A 16,126-nucleotide genomic window follows, 5' to 3' on the forward strand; every position below is an offset into this window, starting at 1 on the left:
AACGGTAAGAATCCTCAGGCGGTTTTACGCAGCAGGCCGTGTTTTTTCAGGTGAACCAGCAGGATGGAGATGGCCGCCGGGGTGATGCCGGAGATGCGGGAAGCCTGACCAATGGTCTGCGGCTTGGCATCGTTCAGCTTGGCTTTCACCTCGTTGGAGAGGCCGTTAACCTCGCGATAGTCCAGATCCAGCGGCAGCAGGGTGTTCTCGTTGCGCAGCTGTTTTTCCACTTCATCGTGCTGACGCTCGATGTAACCGGCGTACTTGATCTGGATCTCAACCTGTTCGGCCGCGGCAGGATCGGTCACGGAAGGGCCGACCCCTTCGATGGCCATCAGCGCATCGTAGGTCACCTCGGGGCGACGCAGCAGCTCTTCCAGACTCTGCTCGCGGGTCAGCGGGGTATTGACCAGGGCGTTGACCGCTTCCAGTGACGGATGTTGCGGGTGGATCCAGGTTGAACGCATGCGCTGACGCTCCAGCTCGACCTGTTCCATCTTGGCGTTGAACTTGCTCCAGCGCTCGTCATCCACCAGACCTAGTTCGCGACCGATGGCAGTCAGGCGGATATCAGCGTTATCTTCCCGCAGCAGCAGGCGATATTCGGCGCGGCTGGTGAACATGCGATAAGGCTCGCGGGTCCCCAGGGTGGAGAGATCGTCCATCATCACGCCCATATAGGCCTGATCCCGACGCGGGTTCCAGGGATCCTTGTCCTGGGCACGCAAGGCCGCGTTCAGACCGGCCATCAGGCCTTGTGCCGCCGCCTCTTCGTAACCGGTCGTGCCGTTGATCTGGCCGGCGAAGAACAGGTTTGGAATGCACTTACTCTCCATGTTGGCCTTGAGATCCCGCGGATCGAAGAAATCATATTCGATGGCATAGCCGGGGCGGGTGATGTGGGCGTTCTCGAAGCCGCGCACGGAACGGACGATCTGCACCTGCACGTCAAACGGCAGGCTGGTGGAGATCCCGTTCGGATAGAGTTCGTGGGTGGTCAGGCCTTCCGGCTCGACGAAGATCTGGTGCGCCGTCTTGTCGGCGAAACGGGTGATCTTGTCTTCGATCGACGGGCAGTAGCGCGGGCCAATTCCTTCGATCACCCCGGCGTACATGGGGCTGCGATCCAGGTTATTGCGGATCACCTCGTGGGTACGCTCGTTGGTGTGGGTGACGTAGCAAGGCACCTGACGGGGATGCTGACTGGCATTGCCGATAAACGAGAAGACCGGACGCGGATCGTCGCCGTGCTGTTCCTGCATGACGGAGAAATCGACGCTGCGAGCATCGATGCGCGGCGGGGTGCCGGTCTTGAGGCGATCGATGCGCAGCGGCAGTTCACGCAGGCGCTGGGCCAGGGCGATCGAGGGAGGATCCCCGGCACGGCCGCCCTTGTAGTTCTCCATCCCGATATGGATCAAACCATTCAGGAAGGTACCGACCGTCAGCACCACAGTCTTGCCGCTGATGCGGATCCCGCTCTGGGTGACCACACCGGCAACACGATCCCCGTCCATGATCAGATCGTCACAGGCCTGCTGGAAGATCTTCAGGTTCGGGTAATTCTCCAGCATCTGGCGAACGACGGCCTTGTAGAGCAGGCGATCCGCCTGGGCACGAGTGGCTCGCACCGCCGGGCCCTTGGAGGAGTTGAGGGTGCGGAACTGGATCCCGCCAAGATCGATGGCACGCGCCATGATCCCGCCGAGTGCGTCAACTTCCCTGACCAGGTGTCCCTTGCCGATCCCGCCGATCGCCGGATTACAGGACATGTGTCCCAGCGTATCGATATTGTGGGTCAGCAACAGGGTGTTCATGCCCATGCGGGCTGCCGCTGTTGCTGCTTCGGTTCCGGCATGACCGCCACCGACGACGATCACATCAAATTGTTCATGGTATTGCATTGGGATCACCTTGATCTGCACGCCTGAAGATCTTTATTTGCCTGGGCTAAAGGGCGGAACATTCTATCTGTTTCGCGTCCTGAGGGGAACGTCTACTTAACGTTCAGTATGAAGGGAGGATCCACTAATTAGATCTTAAGGATCTTTAGATCGATCTTTTACTGGATCTCTTATTAGGATCCGCCCTTTCTGTTGATAAGCACTTTTTGATCATAAAGATCATTAATTTAAGGACGATCCTAGCTTGTGGAAAAGCTTGGATCCTGGCCCGGTGAACGAGGGGATAACCAGGACTTTTATACACAGAGGTCTGTCGGTCTGGATCTAATACATGGATAACTATAGGTTTTGCAGAGCTTTACACCGTAGTTATGCACATTACCCCTGGGCGTTGTGGGTAACCTTGTAGAACAACTCCCCCGGATCAATCTGTTAATAACATGGTGGATAGTCGATCTGGGGATAAGTGGGGAGATCAAGCTTTTTTCAGGATCTCCCGCACGCTGATCAGGCGATCATCGTCATCCAGTCGCGGATCCACACTTCTGCGGCATCTTCGGGGATCTCGTGTTGGGTCACATCAATGTCGAGCCGCTCGCCGATCCGGCTGGCTCCGCACTCGGCCAGCAGCCGATCCAGCGTCTTGCCACCCTGGCAAAAGGTGTCATAACTGCTGTCACCAAGGGCGATCACGCCATATTTCAATGAATTAAGATCCGGATGCTGCTCGGCAAGATCCTTGGCGAAGGGTTGCAGGTTGTCGGGCACATCCCCGGCACCATGGGTGGAAGTGACCACCAGCAGGATGGATCCCGCATCATCCAGCACCTCTGCCAGCTTGGCCGGGTTGTGGATCCGGCTCTGGTGGCCAGCCTGTTCCAGCAGGTTGGCGACGTGGTCTGCGACATATTCGGCGGCGCCCAGCATGGAGCCGACGACGAGATTGAGTTTGGCCATGGAATGGATCCTGATTTCAGACAAAGAAACGGAAAGCCGGATTCTACCGCCAAAGGGTGTGGATAAATATGGATAAAGCTTGGGGATAATGGATCCAGTCAGATAATGTCACCGGATCCATCCTGCCGATCTTTTTTCTGCTTCTTTATATTCCTCTCCATTTTCTTATCCGCTCATAGCTCTCCTGATGGCTCCCATCTCCCGCGAAATCCTGCCAACGATGCAGCTAGATAACAATGTAGATGCAAATGATTAGCAATTATTGAATCGATTCGATCACGGCTCCTGTAGTAGGATTGCGCTGCTTTATTCGCCCATGGAACAGGGTGATGTCGTGACAAACGACCACAAATAACAATTAAAACAACATAACTCATTGATAAACGAGACTTTAATATGATTGCGCAAAAATACACTACAGGACCCGGCAAGAAGGGCGCCTTCGGCGTGCTTTCGCTCTCCGGTTTGCTCGTCTCCCTGCCGCTGATGGCCGAACAAACCACCGCTGAGCTGCCCAAAGCCAGCGAAACCATGGTGGTGACCGGTACGGCCATGAAGGTGGAAGTGCCGATGGCCGAGACCCCTCGCGCCGTCTCAGTGGTTAATCGCGAGGAGCTGGATCAGCACGCCGTGTTGCAGCTGGATGAAGCGATTCGCTACCGTTCCGGCGTATTGACCGGCCTCTATGGCTCAGACAACAACACCGACTGGTTCAAGGTGCGTGGCTTCGATGCCGCCTCTTATCTGGATGGCAACCGCTTGTTTGGCACCGGCTACTACGTCTGGACGCCGGAACCGTTCGGTCTGGAGAGTGTGGAAGTGCTGAAGGGGCCAGCCTCGATCCTTTACGGTGAGGCGCCTCCGGGCGGGGTGATCAATGCCATCAGCAAGCGACCGACCGCCACGCCGCAAGGGCAGGTAGATCTGCAGCTTGGCAGCCGGGATCACCGTCAGGTCGGGGTGGATGTCTCTGACGCGCTCTCCGACAACAGCCGCTACCGCATGGTTGCTCTTTATAAAGAGCGTGATGGAGTGCTTACCGGCACCTACAACGATCGGGTTTATCTGGCGCCGAGCGTCACCTTCGATCTTTCGGATCGTACCAGCCTGACCCTGCTGGCCAGTTTTCTGCACGACGAAGGGGTCCCGACCAACGGCTTCTTCCCGGTCTATGGCACCCTGAATACGTCAGGTGGCCAGATTGATCCCTCCACCAACCTGAGCCAGCCGGATTACGATCGCAACCGCAATACCCAGATCTCCACCGGTTACGAGCTGGCCCACCAGCTCAACCAGACCTGGGAGTTCAAGCAGAACGTCCGTTTCAACTATAACGATCTGCTGCTGCGCCAGACCTATATCTTCCCGACCTATGAAGGCACAACTGCCAGTCGTGGCCTGGTTTACCGTGATGGCAATACCAAGAGTGCCACCATGGATAACCAGATGGTGGGCTACTGGAACACCGACAGCACCGAGCAGACCTTGCTGCTGGGGGTGGATCTGCAGCGTCACGTCAACGAAGGGGTCGAGGCCGACAACTACGGTATGGGCTCCATCAATACCATGAACCCGGATTACAGCGGCTTCCCCGGTTTTGACGAGTCGACCGCCACTCACCAGAAGAGCAGCAAGGGCCAGAGCGGCCTCTATGCCCAGCACCAGATCCGCTGGGACGATCGCTGGTTGCTGACTGCCGGTGGCCGTTTTGACTATGTGGAGACCCACAACACCAATACCAGCAAGGACGAGCGCCAGTACGATCACGAGCTATCCCTCTCGGGCAGCCTGATGTATCTGGCTGACAACGGCCTCTCTCCCTACTTTGCCTATGCCGAGTCGTTCGAGGTGCTGCCGGGGATCGATCCTAACACCCGAAACTCCTACAAGCCGCTCAAGGGCAAGCTCTACGAGACCGGCGTGAAGTATGCGCCTGCCTTCCTCGACGGTTACATCAATCTGGCGCTGTTCGATCTGGCCCAGACCAACTCGCTGGTCTCTACCGGTTCCGGCCAGCAGACCCAGGCGGGTGAAGTGACCTCTCAGGGGATTGAGCTGGAAGGGAGCGTGCAGGTGACAGATGCGCTGCGTCTGACCGCTGCTTATACCTACACAGATGCCAAAACCAACGACACCGGCAGTGGCGATCGCCGTGCCAGCCTGATCCCTCGCCACCAGGCCTCCTTCTGGGGCAACTACAAGGTGCAGCAAGGGGTGGCTTCGGGTCTGGAGCTGGGGACCGGTGTGCGTTATATCGGTTCCAGCGTGGGTATTGGCGCCGTGAATGCGGACTATACCCCCATCTACGGCTCTGCCGAGGTGCCGGCCCATACCGTCTGGGATGCGATGATCGGGTATGACTTTGCCAAGAACTGGCGCGCCCAGCTCAACGTCAACAACCTGCTGGGTGAAACCTACGTGGCCAGTTGTGACTACTACTGCTACTACGGTGAGCCGCGCAGCGTAGTGGGCAGCATCAACTACCGCTGGTAATCGAAGTCGGGCGGGAACCGGATTCCCGCCCTTCTTTTCACCCGCAGTTGTTCTGATCTCTCTGGAATACCGGTCCGTTATGGAACTCTTGTCTCTGGTTTATCGCCAATATCGTTGGCCTTTTATCGCCATCACCCTGCTCAGTCTGCTCAGTGCCGTCAGCGGGATTGGCGTCATTGCTTTTATCAATCAGTCTCTTATCGAATCTATAGGTGATCCGCTGCCGATCCTCGGTCAGCTGGTCGGCCTGATTGTGCTGCTGCTGGTGATCACACTCGGATCTCAGCTGGCCCTGACCACTCTCGGTCACCATTTTGTCTACCGGTTGCGCGGCCGTCTGCTCAAGCAACTGCTGGATACCGATGTCGCCCGCATCCGCCAGATTGGTCAAGGTCCACTGCTGGCCTCCCTCTCCAGCGATATCGGCCAGATCACCATCGCCTTCGTGCGCCTGCCGGAGCTGGTGCAGGGGCTGGTACTCACGCTGGGTTCTGCCCTTTACCTCGGCTGGCTATCTCCGGCCCTGCTCGGGGTGACCGCGCTCTGGGTCACCGTCACCATGGTAGTGGGCTGGCTGTTGGTGAACCGTGTTTATCGCCATCTCTCCCAAATGCGTCAGGCCGAAGATCGGCTCTATCAGAACTATCAGGCCATCATCGCTGGCAGCAAGGAGCTGGCGCTCAACCGTGAGCGGGCTCACTTTGTCTATCACCAGCTCTATGAGCAAAATGCCCGTGACTACCGCCAGCAGATCATCCGCGCCGACACCTATCACCTGAGCGCGGTGAACTGGTCGAATATCATGATGCTGGGGGCCATCGGTCTGGTCTTCTTTCTGGCCAACGGCCTTGGCTGGGCCAACACCAATGTGGCCGCCACCTTCGCCCTGACCCTGCTGTTCCTGCGCACCCCGCTGTTGCAGGGGATTGGCGCCCTGCCGACCCTGCTTGCCGCTCAGGTGGCGTTCGACAAGATCGCCGCCCTCAATCTGGCCGAGCCGGATGCGGACTTCCCGCTGCCGCCCGCCATCCGCCTCTGGCAGCGTATCGAGTTGGAGCAGGTGAGCTTTCACTATCAGGGGGAGGGCGGCTTTGCCGTCGGCCCCATCGATCTGGTCATCGAAAAGGGGGAGCAGATCTTCATCATCGGTGGCAATGGCTCCGGCAAGTCGACGCTGGCCATGCTGCTGACCGGCCTTTACCAGCCGGTATCGGGCCGGATCCTGCTGGATGGTGAGCCGATCACCGATCGCAACGGCTATCTGGCGCTCTTCTCCGCCATCTTCACCGACTATCACCTGTTTCAGCACCTGCTGGGGCCGGAACCCAAGGATGAACTGGTGGCCGAGTGGCTGGAGCGGTTGCAGATGGGCGGCAAGCTCACCATCAAGGATGGCTTTATCGCCGATATCGAACTCTCTCAGGGGCAGCGCAAGCGGGTCGCCTTGCTGCTGGCGCTGGCCGAGCAGCGCGAGGTGATGCTGTTTGACGAGTGGGCCGCGGATCAGGATCCCCAGTTCCGCCGCATCTTCTATCAGGTGCTGTTGCCGCGCCTCAAGGAGATGGGCAAGACGGTGATTGCCATCAGTCACGACGATCACTACTTCCCGCTGGCCGATCGCCTGCTGGAGATGCGTCAGGGCCAGCTCACCGAACTGACCGGCGCGCGCCGTGCCGAAGTGAGCCGCGATGCGATCGCCCATCTGGATTGCGAGGTGCCGGCTTGATGCTGGCACCGATGAGACTGGCGGCAAGCCAGCACAGGAATTGCTTATGTTCGAGATGAAATCAGCCAGCTTCACTGTCAATGACCGCACGCTGCTGCACCCCACCGACCTGCGTTTCGAGCAGGGACAGGTCTATGGCCTCATCGGCCACAATGGGTCGGGCAAATCGACCCTGCTCAAGCTGCTGGCCCGCCAGCAACCCTTGAGTGATGGCGAGATCCTGTTCGATGGCAAGCCGCTGCCCGACTGGGGCAATCGGGAGTTTGCCCGTCAGGTGGCCTATCTGCCCCAGCATCTGCCGAGCGCCGAGAATCTGCTCGGGCGGGAGCTGGTGGAGATGGGCCGCTACCCCTGGCGTGGCCTGCTGGGCCGGATGGGGGCGGAGGATCACCGTCAGGTCGATCGGGCCATCGCCCTTACCCATACCGAACGCTTTGCCGATCGGCTGGTGGATACCCTCTCCGGCGGTGAGCGGGGGCGGGTCTGGCTGGCGATGCTGCTGGCCCAGGAGAGCAGCTTCATCCTGCTGGACGAGCCGCTGGCCGCGCTGGACGTGGCCCATCAGGTGGAGGTGCTGACGCTCGTCAAGCAGTTGAGCCGTCAGCTCAACCTCGGGGTCATCATCGTCATTCACGACATCAATATGGCCTCCCGTTTCTGCGATCGGCTGGTGGCACTCCACTCCGGCCGCCTGCTCACCCACGGCGAACCTGAGGGGATCATGACCAGCGAGACTCTGCACGCCATCTATGGCATTCCGATGGAAGTCATTCGCCACCCGGCTCATGCTCATCCCATCGCCATCGTCTGACAGGGGGGCTCTCTTGAACCGTTTATTGAAGAAGATGGCACCCTGCCTTATTAGCCTGCTGCTGCCACTAGTGGCGCAGGCTGACACATCCCCGATCGCCTCTGCACCGCTACCCCGTATCGCCACCGTCGACTGGACCATCGCCGAGACCCTGCTGGCACTCGGGGTGACGCCGCTGGCCGTTGGGGATGCAGGCCCCTATCAGGCATGGGTCGGCGAGCCACGGCTACCCGCCGGAGTGGTGGATATCGGCCTGCGCACCCAGCCCAACCGTGAGCTGCTGGCGGAGCTCAAACCCGATCGCATCCTCATCTCGCCGCTGGCGGCCCCGCTGGCGCCAACTCTTTCCCGCATCGCGCCGGTGAGCACCATCGCCCTCTATGATGGGCAAACCGATCTGTGGCAGCGGCTGCACGAGGTGACCCTGACCCTCGCCCGTATGGTGAGCAAAACCGCCGAGGGCGAACGGCTGCTGGCCGGGCTGGATCGGGAGCTCGCCAGTATGCAGGCCAGATTGCCTGCGGATCTGCCGCCCCTGCTGGTGGTGCAGTTTATCGATGAGCGCCATGTGCGGGTGTTTGGTCGCCACAGCCTGTTCGATGCGGTGATGACGCGCCTCGGGCTGCGTAATGGCTGGCAGGAGCAAACCAATGACTGGGGGTTCTCGGTGGTCAGCATCGAGCAGTTCATGACCTTGCCAACCGCGCGGCTGGTGGTGGTCGATCCCATCCCGGTCGGAGTGAATGAACGGCTGCAGGAGCCTGGGCTGTGGCAGCATCTGCCGCTGGTACGGCAGGCGCCCGTGCTGCATCTGCCTGCGGTCTGGAGTTTTGGCGGCGTATTGGCCGCCCGCCGTTTCGCCGATCTGCTCAGCGATGCATTGCTGCAAGATGTCGAGCGTATGGAGGCTAGCCGATGAAGCGACTGCTCACATCGCCGCTGCTGCGGCCGGTCTTGATCCTGCTGGGGTTGACCCTCTTGCTCGCGTATTGGGAGCTGGCTCGCCAGCTGCCCGGTGCGCTCTGGTGGCAGAGCCTCTTCGCCCCCAATCTGGATGATGTCAGCCAAGCGGTGGTGCATTTCAGCTGGCTACCCCGCTTGGCTGTCACCCTGCTGGCCGGGGCGGCACTCGGGCTGGCGGGCACCCTGATGCAGCAGGTGCTGCGCAACCCGCTCGCGTCACCGACCACCTTGGGGGTGGCCTCCGGTGCCCAACTGGCGTTGATGATGGTGACCCTGTTTGCCCCCTCCTGGCTGTTGCTGGGGCGGGAGTGGATCGCCATGGCCGGTGGCAGCCTCGCGATGGCACTGGTGTTTGCCCTGGCCTGGCGTCGCCAGCTCAATCCGGTGGTCATCGTCTTTGCCGGGCTGGTGATCAACCTCTATCTGGCGGCCATCAGTATGGGACTCTTGCTGTTCTTTCAGGAAGAGCTGAAAGGTTTGCTGGTGTGGGGCAGTGGCTCGCTAGTGCAGAACAGCTGGAGCGGGGTGAGTTACCTGTTGCCTCGCCTGCTGGCAGCCGCTGCGCTGGCCGCGGTACTGGTGCGCCCGCTGGCGGTGCTGGAGCTGGATGATGCCAGCGCCCGCAGTCTGGGGGTCTCCCTTCAGCATCTGCGTTTTGCCGGACTGGGGCTGGCGGTGTTTGTCACCGCTTGCGTGGTGAGCGTGGTGGGGCTGATCGGCTTTATCGGGCTGGCGGCGCCCGCCATGGTGCGGCTGCTCGGGATCCGCCAGCTCGGCCAGCGGCTGCTGTGGGCTCCGATCCTCGGCGCCCTGCTGCTGGCGGCGACCGATCTGTTGCTGCAGAGTCTGAGCCGCTTCTGGCCGGTGATGATCCCCACCGGCGCTATGACCGCTCTGCTGGGGGCGCCGCTGCTGCTCTGGCTGATCCCGCGCCTGGGCATCAAGTCGGGTGCGCCTAAGGCAAACGCCGGCCTGCTGGTGGCTCGCCATCCGGCTCCGGCTCGCCTTATTGGCCTGTTGCTGGTCGGGCTGATGCTGGCCGTGGTCGTCTCCCTGCTGGTTGGACAGGGGATGACGGGCTGGAGCTGGCCAAGCTGGCTGCGCTGGCAGGCCCAACTGGAGTGGCGGTTGCCGCGCACTCTGGCGGCGGGGGCGGCTGGCGTGCTGCTGGCGCTGGCGGGCACCCTGTTGCAGCGGGTCAGCAACAACCCTATGGCGAGCCCGGAGCTGCTGGGGGTGAGCGGCGGCACCTTTATGGGGGTGATAGCGACGGCGCTGTTGCTGCCTGCATTGCCCCTGCCGCTGATGCTGGTCGGTGGCCTGCTCGGTGCCTTCGCTTGTCTCTTGCTGCTGGTGGTGGTCAATCGCAAGCACGGCTTCCAGCCGGAGCGGATCCTGCTCTCCGGTATCGCCATCACGGCACTGTTTGAGCCGCTGCAGGCCATCGCGCTGGCCAACGGTGACCTGCGGGTGCAGCAACTGCTCTCCTGGATGTCCGGCTCCACCTACTACGTCACCCTGCCGGTGGCCTATGAGTTGGTGGGGCTGGCGCTGTTGATGCTGGCCGTCTGCCTGTTGGTGAGCCGCTGGCTCGATCTGCTGCCGATGGGGAGTGCTGTAGCGACCGCGCTTGGCATTCGCCTCAACCGTGCCCAGCTCGCCATCCTGCTGCTGGTGGCCGTGCTCACCGCCAGTGCCACCCTGGTGGTCGGGCCGCTCTCCTTCGTCGGTCTGTTGGCGCCACATATGGCCAAGCTGATGGGGTTGGTGCGGGCACGTTGGCACCTGCTTGGGGCCGCCGCTTCCGGCGCACTGCTGATGGTATCGGCTGACTGGGTCGGCCAGCAGATCCTCTTCCCGCAGGAGGTGCCGGTCGGGCTGGTCTCCACCTTGTTAGGAGGCGCTTACTTCATGTGGTGCCTGCGCCGCCTCTAGGTTTGTGGACAAAAAACGCACAACAAAAAGCCCGGGATGAACCCGGGCTTTTTGTTGTTTGCCGAACCGGCTTACTTGCCGATGCAGAATGTAAATAATTTATTATCTTCAATATGTTAGTGACTTTTCGGGGGCCACTAGGGGTAAAAGTAACTAAAACAGCATATTGAGAGGCCGCTCACGGGTTTCTGTCATCGTGCAGCGTTCCCACATAGTCCATTCTCGATCGTGCAGCCTTCCCATATGAATCAACGTGATGCCACCACACGCACTTAAAACCGTTTTTTAGGTGAGTTTTGAACATATTTTGAACCGACTGTAGCACCGTCCGGAACCTGGAAAGCCGCTTTACTCTTCGAACCGTGCAAGTTTCCCATAGGTAGTTTGGCTAACCGTGCAGTCATCCCACATACCTCCATTTTAATCCCAGCCCTTTATCAGCCTGGCTGAGCGGGCTTTTAGGCCCTCTAGAATGGTGCTGCTGATGGTATCGGGGAAGCCTGCTGGCAATTGCTGTGTAACGCGCTCAATAACATCATCAACGGAGTTGGCCAGTTCTGTCAGGATCTCTTCCATAGCAGAACGTTCAAATCCCACAGCTTTCGCCGTTTGGAAGAAATGACGCGGGAATATCTGCTCAATGGCGTACTTCTTTCCCTTGCTGCTTGCTAGGCCCATAGCGAGCTTGGCGTCCCTTCGGTTGAGGCCTCGGCCGCCAAATACTGGATAGACAGATAGGATGTCGTAAAAAGGGGTCAGGCGAAAACGCCCTTCCGGCTCAATAAAGACCGAGAAGTTTTTTGCATGGCCATCGGTGGCCGCCAGCAGCCAGAACAGGACCTGAGATTTCATGAATAGGTAGCGATCCTGTTCTGGTGTCGCAGAGCCCAGCAAGGTTTTCATGATGTCAGTGATCCCCGGTCCTCCATGGTTCTCGTATTTCCGTGCTGACGGAACATTCAATACCTGACAGAAATCTTCTTGGGGAAGGCGCATGATCCAACTGCGATCGGCAGCGTAACGTCTGTCGAAGCGTTCCACAGCCAGTGCTTTGACCTGGCCAACCTGCATCATGAAGCAGTGAGGTACGGGTAGACCAAACTCCTTGGCAATCAGAGTGCAGAGATATTCGTTTTCTACGCTCTGGGAGAGGTCTATCGAGTAGGAGTGGCTTTCAATCTTGCCGATAGGGAGTTTGATAATGTGGGTTGTCGGCGTTGCGTTGAGTGGCAAGTACCAACGGTCATCGAGATAGAGCAGCGCAGTCTTTTCTTGCGCCCCGGCGATAGAGATCCGGAACTCCTCTTGCTCTCTGACCATCCCCAAAGGGATTCCTGATTTGTAGCTGGTCAGGATCTGCTCGAGCTCGTCATCGGAAAGTGCTTTGTAGTCGATTCGCCTGACATCTGGAACGTCGTGCCCTTCGGTAACCAGCTGTAATGCCCCTACGCTATCCTGGCCAATGCAACTGAGCAGATCGAAGGGCTGGGTTGATGCCGCTTGATAGCGTGCTACAACCCTGTTTCTCACCTCCGTATTATCTGGCAGCAGGTTGTCGAAGAAGTTATAGGTTTCATCGCCCCGGTAGGCCTGATGGCGCAATGGCATGGAGAGTGAGATCGGACGGCTGCCCGGTTGTGCTAGCCATGACTCATGGTACTGAAACTGATGGGCGCCGCTGGTAGTTTTGGTGAATGTGCCTACCCGATAGCCGTTCATGTAGACAGCCAGATTGGCCATTACCACTCCTCCTTCCAGCCCGATGCCGGACTCTCGGATGACTCATTGCGGGGTTTGATATCCACTGACAATTCGAGCGCTGCGAGGATCTTGAACAGGGTTTCCAGCTTGGTGGACTCAGGATTGAGCTCGAAGCTGGAGACTGTGTCTTGCCTAATCCCCACTTTCTCGGCCACTTTGCCTTGAGAGAGCTTTTGAGAAAGCCTGGCATCCTTGATACAGGCGCTCAGCTGCTTGGCGCTGGTTACTTTCATGATTCGACAACCTGGTAGCGTGCCTTCTTCCAATTTACACGCTATGGCAGGTATATCAATGTTTACCTGTTATAGGAGGTAAATATAACTTACACGCTATAGGCGGTATTTAACACTTATCCCCTATCGGGTAAGAGAACGGTAAACGGAGATATGACGTCGAAGTTTCAATCAATATGGGCAGCCAACCAGTCGAGACCTTGCTCTGCAAACGTGAACAGCTGGTCGCTATAGCCTTGAGCAATGACGCTACGGATGATCTCGGGGTCAATATTCAGATAGTCGTGCACCAGCGCAATGCGAAGGCCAATGAGCTTGCTCCAACAGATCAGAGTGTCGGGGCATAGCTCACCACGTAGGACAAGGAGCTCGAATGCCTGATAGGCATCCTGTGGGGTATGGCCTGCCAGCGTTTTGGCCCAGTGTTTTGCCACGCCAATACTTGCTTCGATAGAAACTTGCAGGATTCGCTCGGCGGCGCGGTACTCCAGATTGGAAAGGGTACGCAGCGCCAGAATTGCCCGGATCTCTGACAGCTCGGCCTGGTAGCGCGACAAGCTGGTGCGCAAAGCGCCGATATAAGCGTTATCGCTCATCTCTACTTCTCTACTTAATGCTTATTGATATCGATAACCGAGAGTTCCCCCCAGAACTCATTGCCACTACAGCGCCAGCAGTTCTTGAGTGCTGTATCCAGTAGTCCACTCTGTTTAGTCGGAGCAAAGGCCACCGCCAGATCCCAGTTGGTGCCAGGGGCAAACTGTCCCCTTGGTACGGTCATTTGGTAGTTTGAGACAGAATACTGGTTAGTATGGTGTCACATGGTTGGGCTTTTGTACGTAACGTTCAATAGCCTGCCGCGCTGCGCTTGGCTGCTGGCTTGTTCGGTGAGTCGAAAAGATGACTCACCTCAAAGCCCAGCTTCTGTAGATTTCCTCCTTTGGCATCCCATTCAGCAGATCAGGAATGGTGAGCAACGTCGCTCAAATACAACTCAAAAGCGACTTTGTGATGACGGGTCACACTTAAAGTTTGTTTTGTCAGATCAGAAGGCTATCGAAAGGCAGTGTTTCGATCGTCATGTGGTGGTTCTAAAAAGGTATACCCCATTAAAACCACTTAATACCCTCTCGAAAATCATATTGAAACCACTTATATTGAACCAGTAATTAGGAACCACTTTAAACAGACTAATGGGGGTTTCAATGTTCATACGGGCGTATTTACGTGCATCGACTGTGGAACAGGATGCTGAGCGGGCACGAGAGCTGCTGATTGGTTTTGCTGCTGAGCATGGCCATCAGATTGCCAGTTTCTATGTAGAGAATGAGTCGGGGGCGACGCTGGACAGGCCTGAGCTTATGCGGCTGATCCGTGATGCTGCAGATCGTGACATTGTGCTGGTAGAGCAGATTGATCGTCTGGCCCGTCTCAATCAGACGGATTGGCAAACATTGAAGCAGTTGCTGGCTCAGAAACAGCTCTCAATCGTTTCTCCGGAGCTTCCGACTTCCTGGGTGGCGTTACAGGGGGACAGCCGCTCCGAGTTCACCAGCGCCATTTTGCAGGCTGTAAATGGCATGCTGTTGGATATGCTCGCAGCAGTTGCTCGCAAAGATTATGAAGATCGCAGACGCAGGCAGCAGCAGGGTATTGCCAAGGCCAGGGATGAGGGGAAATACCGCGGTCGCCAGAAAGATGAAAAGAAGCGTCAGCACATCGCACAGTTGTTGAGCACCGGACACAGCTACTCGGTGATCCAGGAAATGTTGGGCTGCTCCCGCCATCTGATTTCGCGCGTGGCAAAAGAGGTCCGTTCAGCAAAATAGCGGGTCATTTATCCGAGGCACCCATGCGACGCTTCTCGATATACAGCCACGCAGCAAAGGCGCCAAACCCAATCAGGAATGAAAACAGGAGGATCAGGATGACGATGCTGTTCATGGTGATGGCCTCAGGTGTAGCGGATAAAGGATGCAATCAGGTGATCGTGTGACCAAACTCCATATCACCATGGACTTCGCTCAGGAAAAAATCAACAACGCACTGAAAGTATTGAAGTTTGTTCGCTCGTAACAAACATGATTGCGTGGAATCACGCAGGATGTGGAGCCATGGAATGAACACTGTCATTCCCAACCAATTCCCGTCCAGTTTCTTTCCACATAACTATCTATCTGGAAAAGTGGTGCGAATTTTCCACATAGTGGAATGCCAGTTCAGAACGAGTTATGTGGAATCCTGATCGAAGACTTCCTATCTATCTGGAAATTTCGTGCCGTTTTTCTCTCTGGAATATTGGTCATCTTGTTTGAAGGGATTATGGACCTTGGTGTGCTGGAATTGATGGGGGCGGATTCCTATCTATCTGGAATCTTGGCCTGTGCATTCCGCGGGAGCCAAGCCGTCTAACTGGCTATGGGACTAACTCAAGCGATGCCCTTCAACAAGCATTCACTACGACCTAGTTATGCCATTGCCAGACGTTTCCTTGACCCGAAAGCATGCCATCAAGAGCAGCACCCCATGTTGCTTTATGAGTCTGAAATCAATAAAACCCGGCTGAATTTATGAGAGAATCTTGAGCAATATTGTCCCCCGACCGGAAGAGTGCTCATGGCCGAGATCAACAAAGCAACCCTCACCGAAGCCGATATCATCTCAAAGTACCTGCTGCCTGCTATCAAGGCTGCTGGGTGGGATGACCTGACCCAGGTTCGCCAAGAGGTGAAGCTGCGGGATGGCAAGGTGGTGGTGCGCGGCCAGATGGCGGCACGCAAGAAGGTCAAATCGGCCGATATCGTGCTCTATCACAAGATGGGCTTGCCACTGGCGGTGATCGAGGCCAAAGCCAACAAGCATGAGATTGGCAAGGGGATGCAGCAGGGGCTCGATTATGCCCGTCTGTTGGATGTGCCGTTCGTGTTCGCCAGCAACGGCGATGGCTTCGTATTTCATGACAAGACCAATCCGGCCAAGCTGGAATCCGAGATCGCGCTGGAGGACTTCCCCAGCCCGGGCCAGCTTTGGGATAAACTCTGCACCTGGAAGGGTTACACCCAGGCCCAGTTGCCTGTCATCAGTCAGGACTATTACTCGGATGGCAGCGGCAAATCTCCCCGCTATTACCAGCTGCAGGCCATCAACAAGACCGTAGAAGCCATCTCGAAAGGTGAGGATCGGGTATTGCTGGTGATGGCCACCGGCACCGGCAAGACCTACACCGCATTTCAGATCATCTGGCGTTTGTGGAAGGCGGGCGCCAAGAAGCGCATCCTGTTTCTGGCCGATCGCAACATTCTGGTGGATCAGACCAAGATGGGGTTCTAGGGATTTTCCGTCC

General features: G+C 57.6%; 11 protein-coding genes and 1 pseudogene. 7 read left to right on the top strand and 5 right to left on the bottom strand.

What is annotated here, in order from left to right:
• Positions 1-14: 14 nt before the first annotated feature.
• On the bottom strand, positions 15-1,904 hold the full coding sequence (gene mnmG / locus ACTG20_RS01680) for a tRNA uridine-5-carboxymethylaminomethyl(34) synthesis enzyme MnmG (protein WP_005357220.1): 1,890 nt from the start codon (positions 1,902-1,904) through the stop codon (positions 15-17).
• A 507-nt stretch (positions 1,905-2,411) separates the two neighbouring features.
• Positions 2,412-2,861, bottom strand: a complete 450-nt coding sequence (gene mioC / locus ACTG20_RS01685; protein ID WP_194495353.1) for an FMN-binding protein MioC — start codon at positions 2,859-2,861, stop codon at positions 2,412-2,414.
• 396 nt (positions 2,862-3,257) lie between these two features.
• Here mioC and ACTG20_RS01690 point away from each other — a divergent pair, with 396 nt between their 5' ends.
• The 5 genes from ACTG20_RS01690 (at position 3,258) to fhuB (ending at position 10,789) form a co-directional block, all read left to right on the top strand.
• Positions 3,258-5,354 (top strand): TonB-dependent siderophore receptor, encoded by a 2,097-nt coding sequence (locus ACTG20_RS01690; RefSeq protein WP_088868087.1) that lies wholly within the window; start codon positions 3,258-3,260, stop codon positions 5,352-5,354.
• A gap of 79 nt (positions 5,355-5,433) precedes the next feature.
• Complete coding sequence (locus ACTG20_RS01695; protein WP_194495355.1) at positions 5,434-7,080, top strand: multidrug ABC transporter permease/ATP-binding protein; 1,647 nt, start codon at positions 5,434-5,436, stop codon at positions 7,078-7,080.
• Between the two features lie 46 nt (positions 7,081-7,126).
• Entirely contained in the window at positions 7,127-7,891 is a 765-nt protein-coding gene (locus tag ACTG20_RS01700; protein ID WP_194495357.1) for an ATP-binding cassette domain-containing protein, read from the top strand.
• A 34-nt stretch (positions 7,892-7,925) separates the two neighbouring features.
• On the top strand, positions 7,926-8,810 hold the full coding sequence (locus ACTG20_RS01705; RefSeq protein ID WP_194495431.1) for an ABC transporter substrate-binding protein: 885 nt from the start codon (positions 7,926-7,928) through the stop codon (positions 8,808-8,810).
• Entirely contained in the window at positions 8,807-10,789 is a 1,983-nt protein-coding gene (fhuB, locus tag ACTG20_RS01710) for a Fe(3+)-hydroxamate ABC transporter permease FhuB (protein WP_194495359.1), read from the top strand. Before ACTG20_RS01705 ends, fhuB begins: the two co-directional genes overlap by 4 nt.
• Positions 10,790-11,209: 420 nt before the next feature.
• Here fhuB and ACTG20_RS01715 read toward each other — a convergent pair whose 3' ends face one another.
• The 3 genes from ACTG20_RS01715 to hepT all read right to left on the bottom strand — a co-directional run bounded on the left by ACTG20_RS01715 (position 11,210) and on the right by hepT (position 13,379).
• Positions 11,210-12,529, bottom strand: a complete 1,320-nt coding sequence (locus ACTG20_RS01715; protein WP_019841146.1) for a type II toxin-antitoxin system HipA family toxin — start codon at positions 12,527-12,529, stop codon at positions 11,210-11,212.
• Complete coding sequence (locus ACTG20_RS01720; protein WP_017410478.1) at positions 12,529-12,783, bottom strand: helix-turn-helix domain-containing protein; 255 nt, start codon at positions 12,781-12,783, stop codon at positions 12,529-12,531. Before ACTG20_RS01720 ends, ACTG20_RS01715 begins: the two co-directional genes overlap by 1 nt.
• Positions 12,784-12,950: 167 nt before the next feature.
• The gene (gene hepT / locus ACTG20_RS01725) at positions 12,951-13,379 is read right to left on the bottom strand and encodes a type VII toxin-antitoxin system HepT family RNase toxin (protein ID WP_128816792.1); all 429 of its coding nucleotides are present in this window, start codon (positions 13,377-13,379) and stop codon (positions 12,951-12,953) included.
• A gap of 609 nt (positions 13,380-13,988) precedes the next feature.
• On the opposite strand from hepT, the gene ACTG20_RS01730 reads away from it, so the two are divergent.
• Positions 13,989-14,612 (top strand): recombinase family protein, encoded by a 624-nt coding sequence (locus ACTG20_RS01730; protein WP_429102837.1) that lies wholly within the window; start codon positions 13,989-13,991, stop codon positions 14,610-14,612.
• A 787-nt stretch (positions 14,613-15,399) separates the two neighbouring features.
• Positions 15,400-16,104: pseudogene (locus ACTG20_RS01735) on the top strand (DEAD/DEAH box helicase family protein); the annotation flags it as partial.
• Positions 16,105-16,126 lie beyond the last annotated feature (22 nt).

Origin of the sequence: Aeromonas sp. 84A (assembly GCF_051919345.1) — a bacterium.
Classification (GTDB): domain Bacteria; phylum Pseudomonadota; class Gammaproteobacteria; order Enterobacterales; family Aeromonadaceae; genus Aeromonas; species Aeromonas veronii.

What these genes read in the sequence shown, in the direction of transcription:
- mnmG (WP_005357220.1), bottom strand. Translation starts at nt 1,904, where the DNA reads ATGCAATACCATGAACAATTTGATGTGATCGTCGTCGGTGGCGGTCAT.
- mioC (WP_194495353.1), bottom strand. Translation starts at nt 2,861, where the DNA reads ATGGCCAAACTCAATCTCGTCGTCGGCTCCATGCTGGGCGCCGCCGAA.
- ACTG20_RS01690 (WP_088868087.1), top strand. Translation starts at nt 3,258, where the DNA reads ATGATTGCGCAAAAATACACTACAGGACCCGGCAAGAAGGGCGCCTTC.
- ACTG20_RS01695 (WP_194495355.1), top strand. Translation starts at nt 5,434, where the DNA reads ATGGAACTCTTGTCTCTGGTTTATCGCCAATATCGTTGGCCTTTTATC.
- ACTG20_RS01700 (WP_194495357.1), top strand. Translation starts at nt 7,127, where the DNA reads ATGTTCGAGATGAAATCAGCCAGCTTCACTGTCAATGACCGCACGCTG.
- ACTG20_RS01705 (WP_194495431.1), top strand. Translation starts at nt 7,926, where the DNA reads ATGGCACCCTGCCTTATTAGCCTGCTGCTGCCACTAGTGGCGCAGGCT.
- fhuB (WP_194495359.1), top strand. Translation starts at nt 8,807, where the DNA reads ATGAAGCGACTGCTCACATCGCCGCTGCTGCGGCCGGTCTTGATCCTG.
- ACTG20_RS01715 (WP_019841146.1), bottom strand. Translation starts at nt 12,529, where the DNA reads ATGGCCAATCTGGCTGTCTACATGAACGGCTATCGGGTAGGCACATTC.
- ACTG20_RS01720 (WP_017410478.1), bottom strand. Translation starts at nt 12,783, where the DNA reads ATGAAAGTAACCAGCGCCAAGCAGCTGAGCGCCTGTATCAAGGATGCC.
- hepT (WP_128816792.1), bottom strand. Translation starts at nt 13,379, where the DNA reads ATGAGCGATAACGCTTATATCGGCGCTTTGCGCACCAGCTTGTCGCGC.
- ACTG20_RS01730 (WP_429102837.1), top strand. Translation starts at nt 13,989, where the DNA reads ATGTTCATACGGGCGTATTTACGTGCATCGACTGTGGAACAGGATGCT.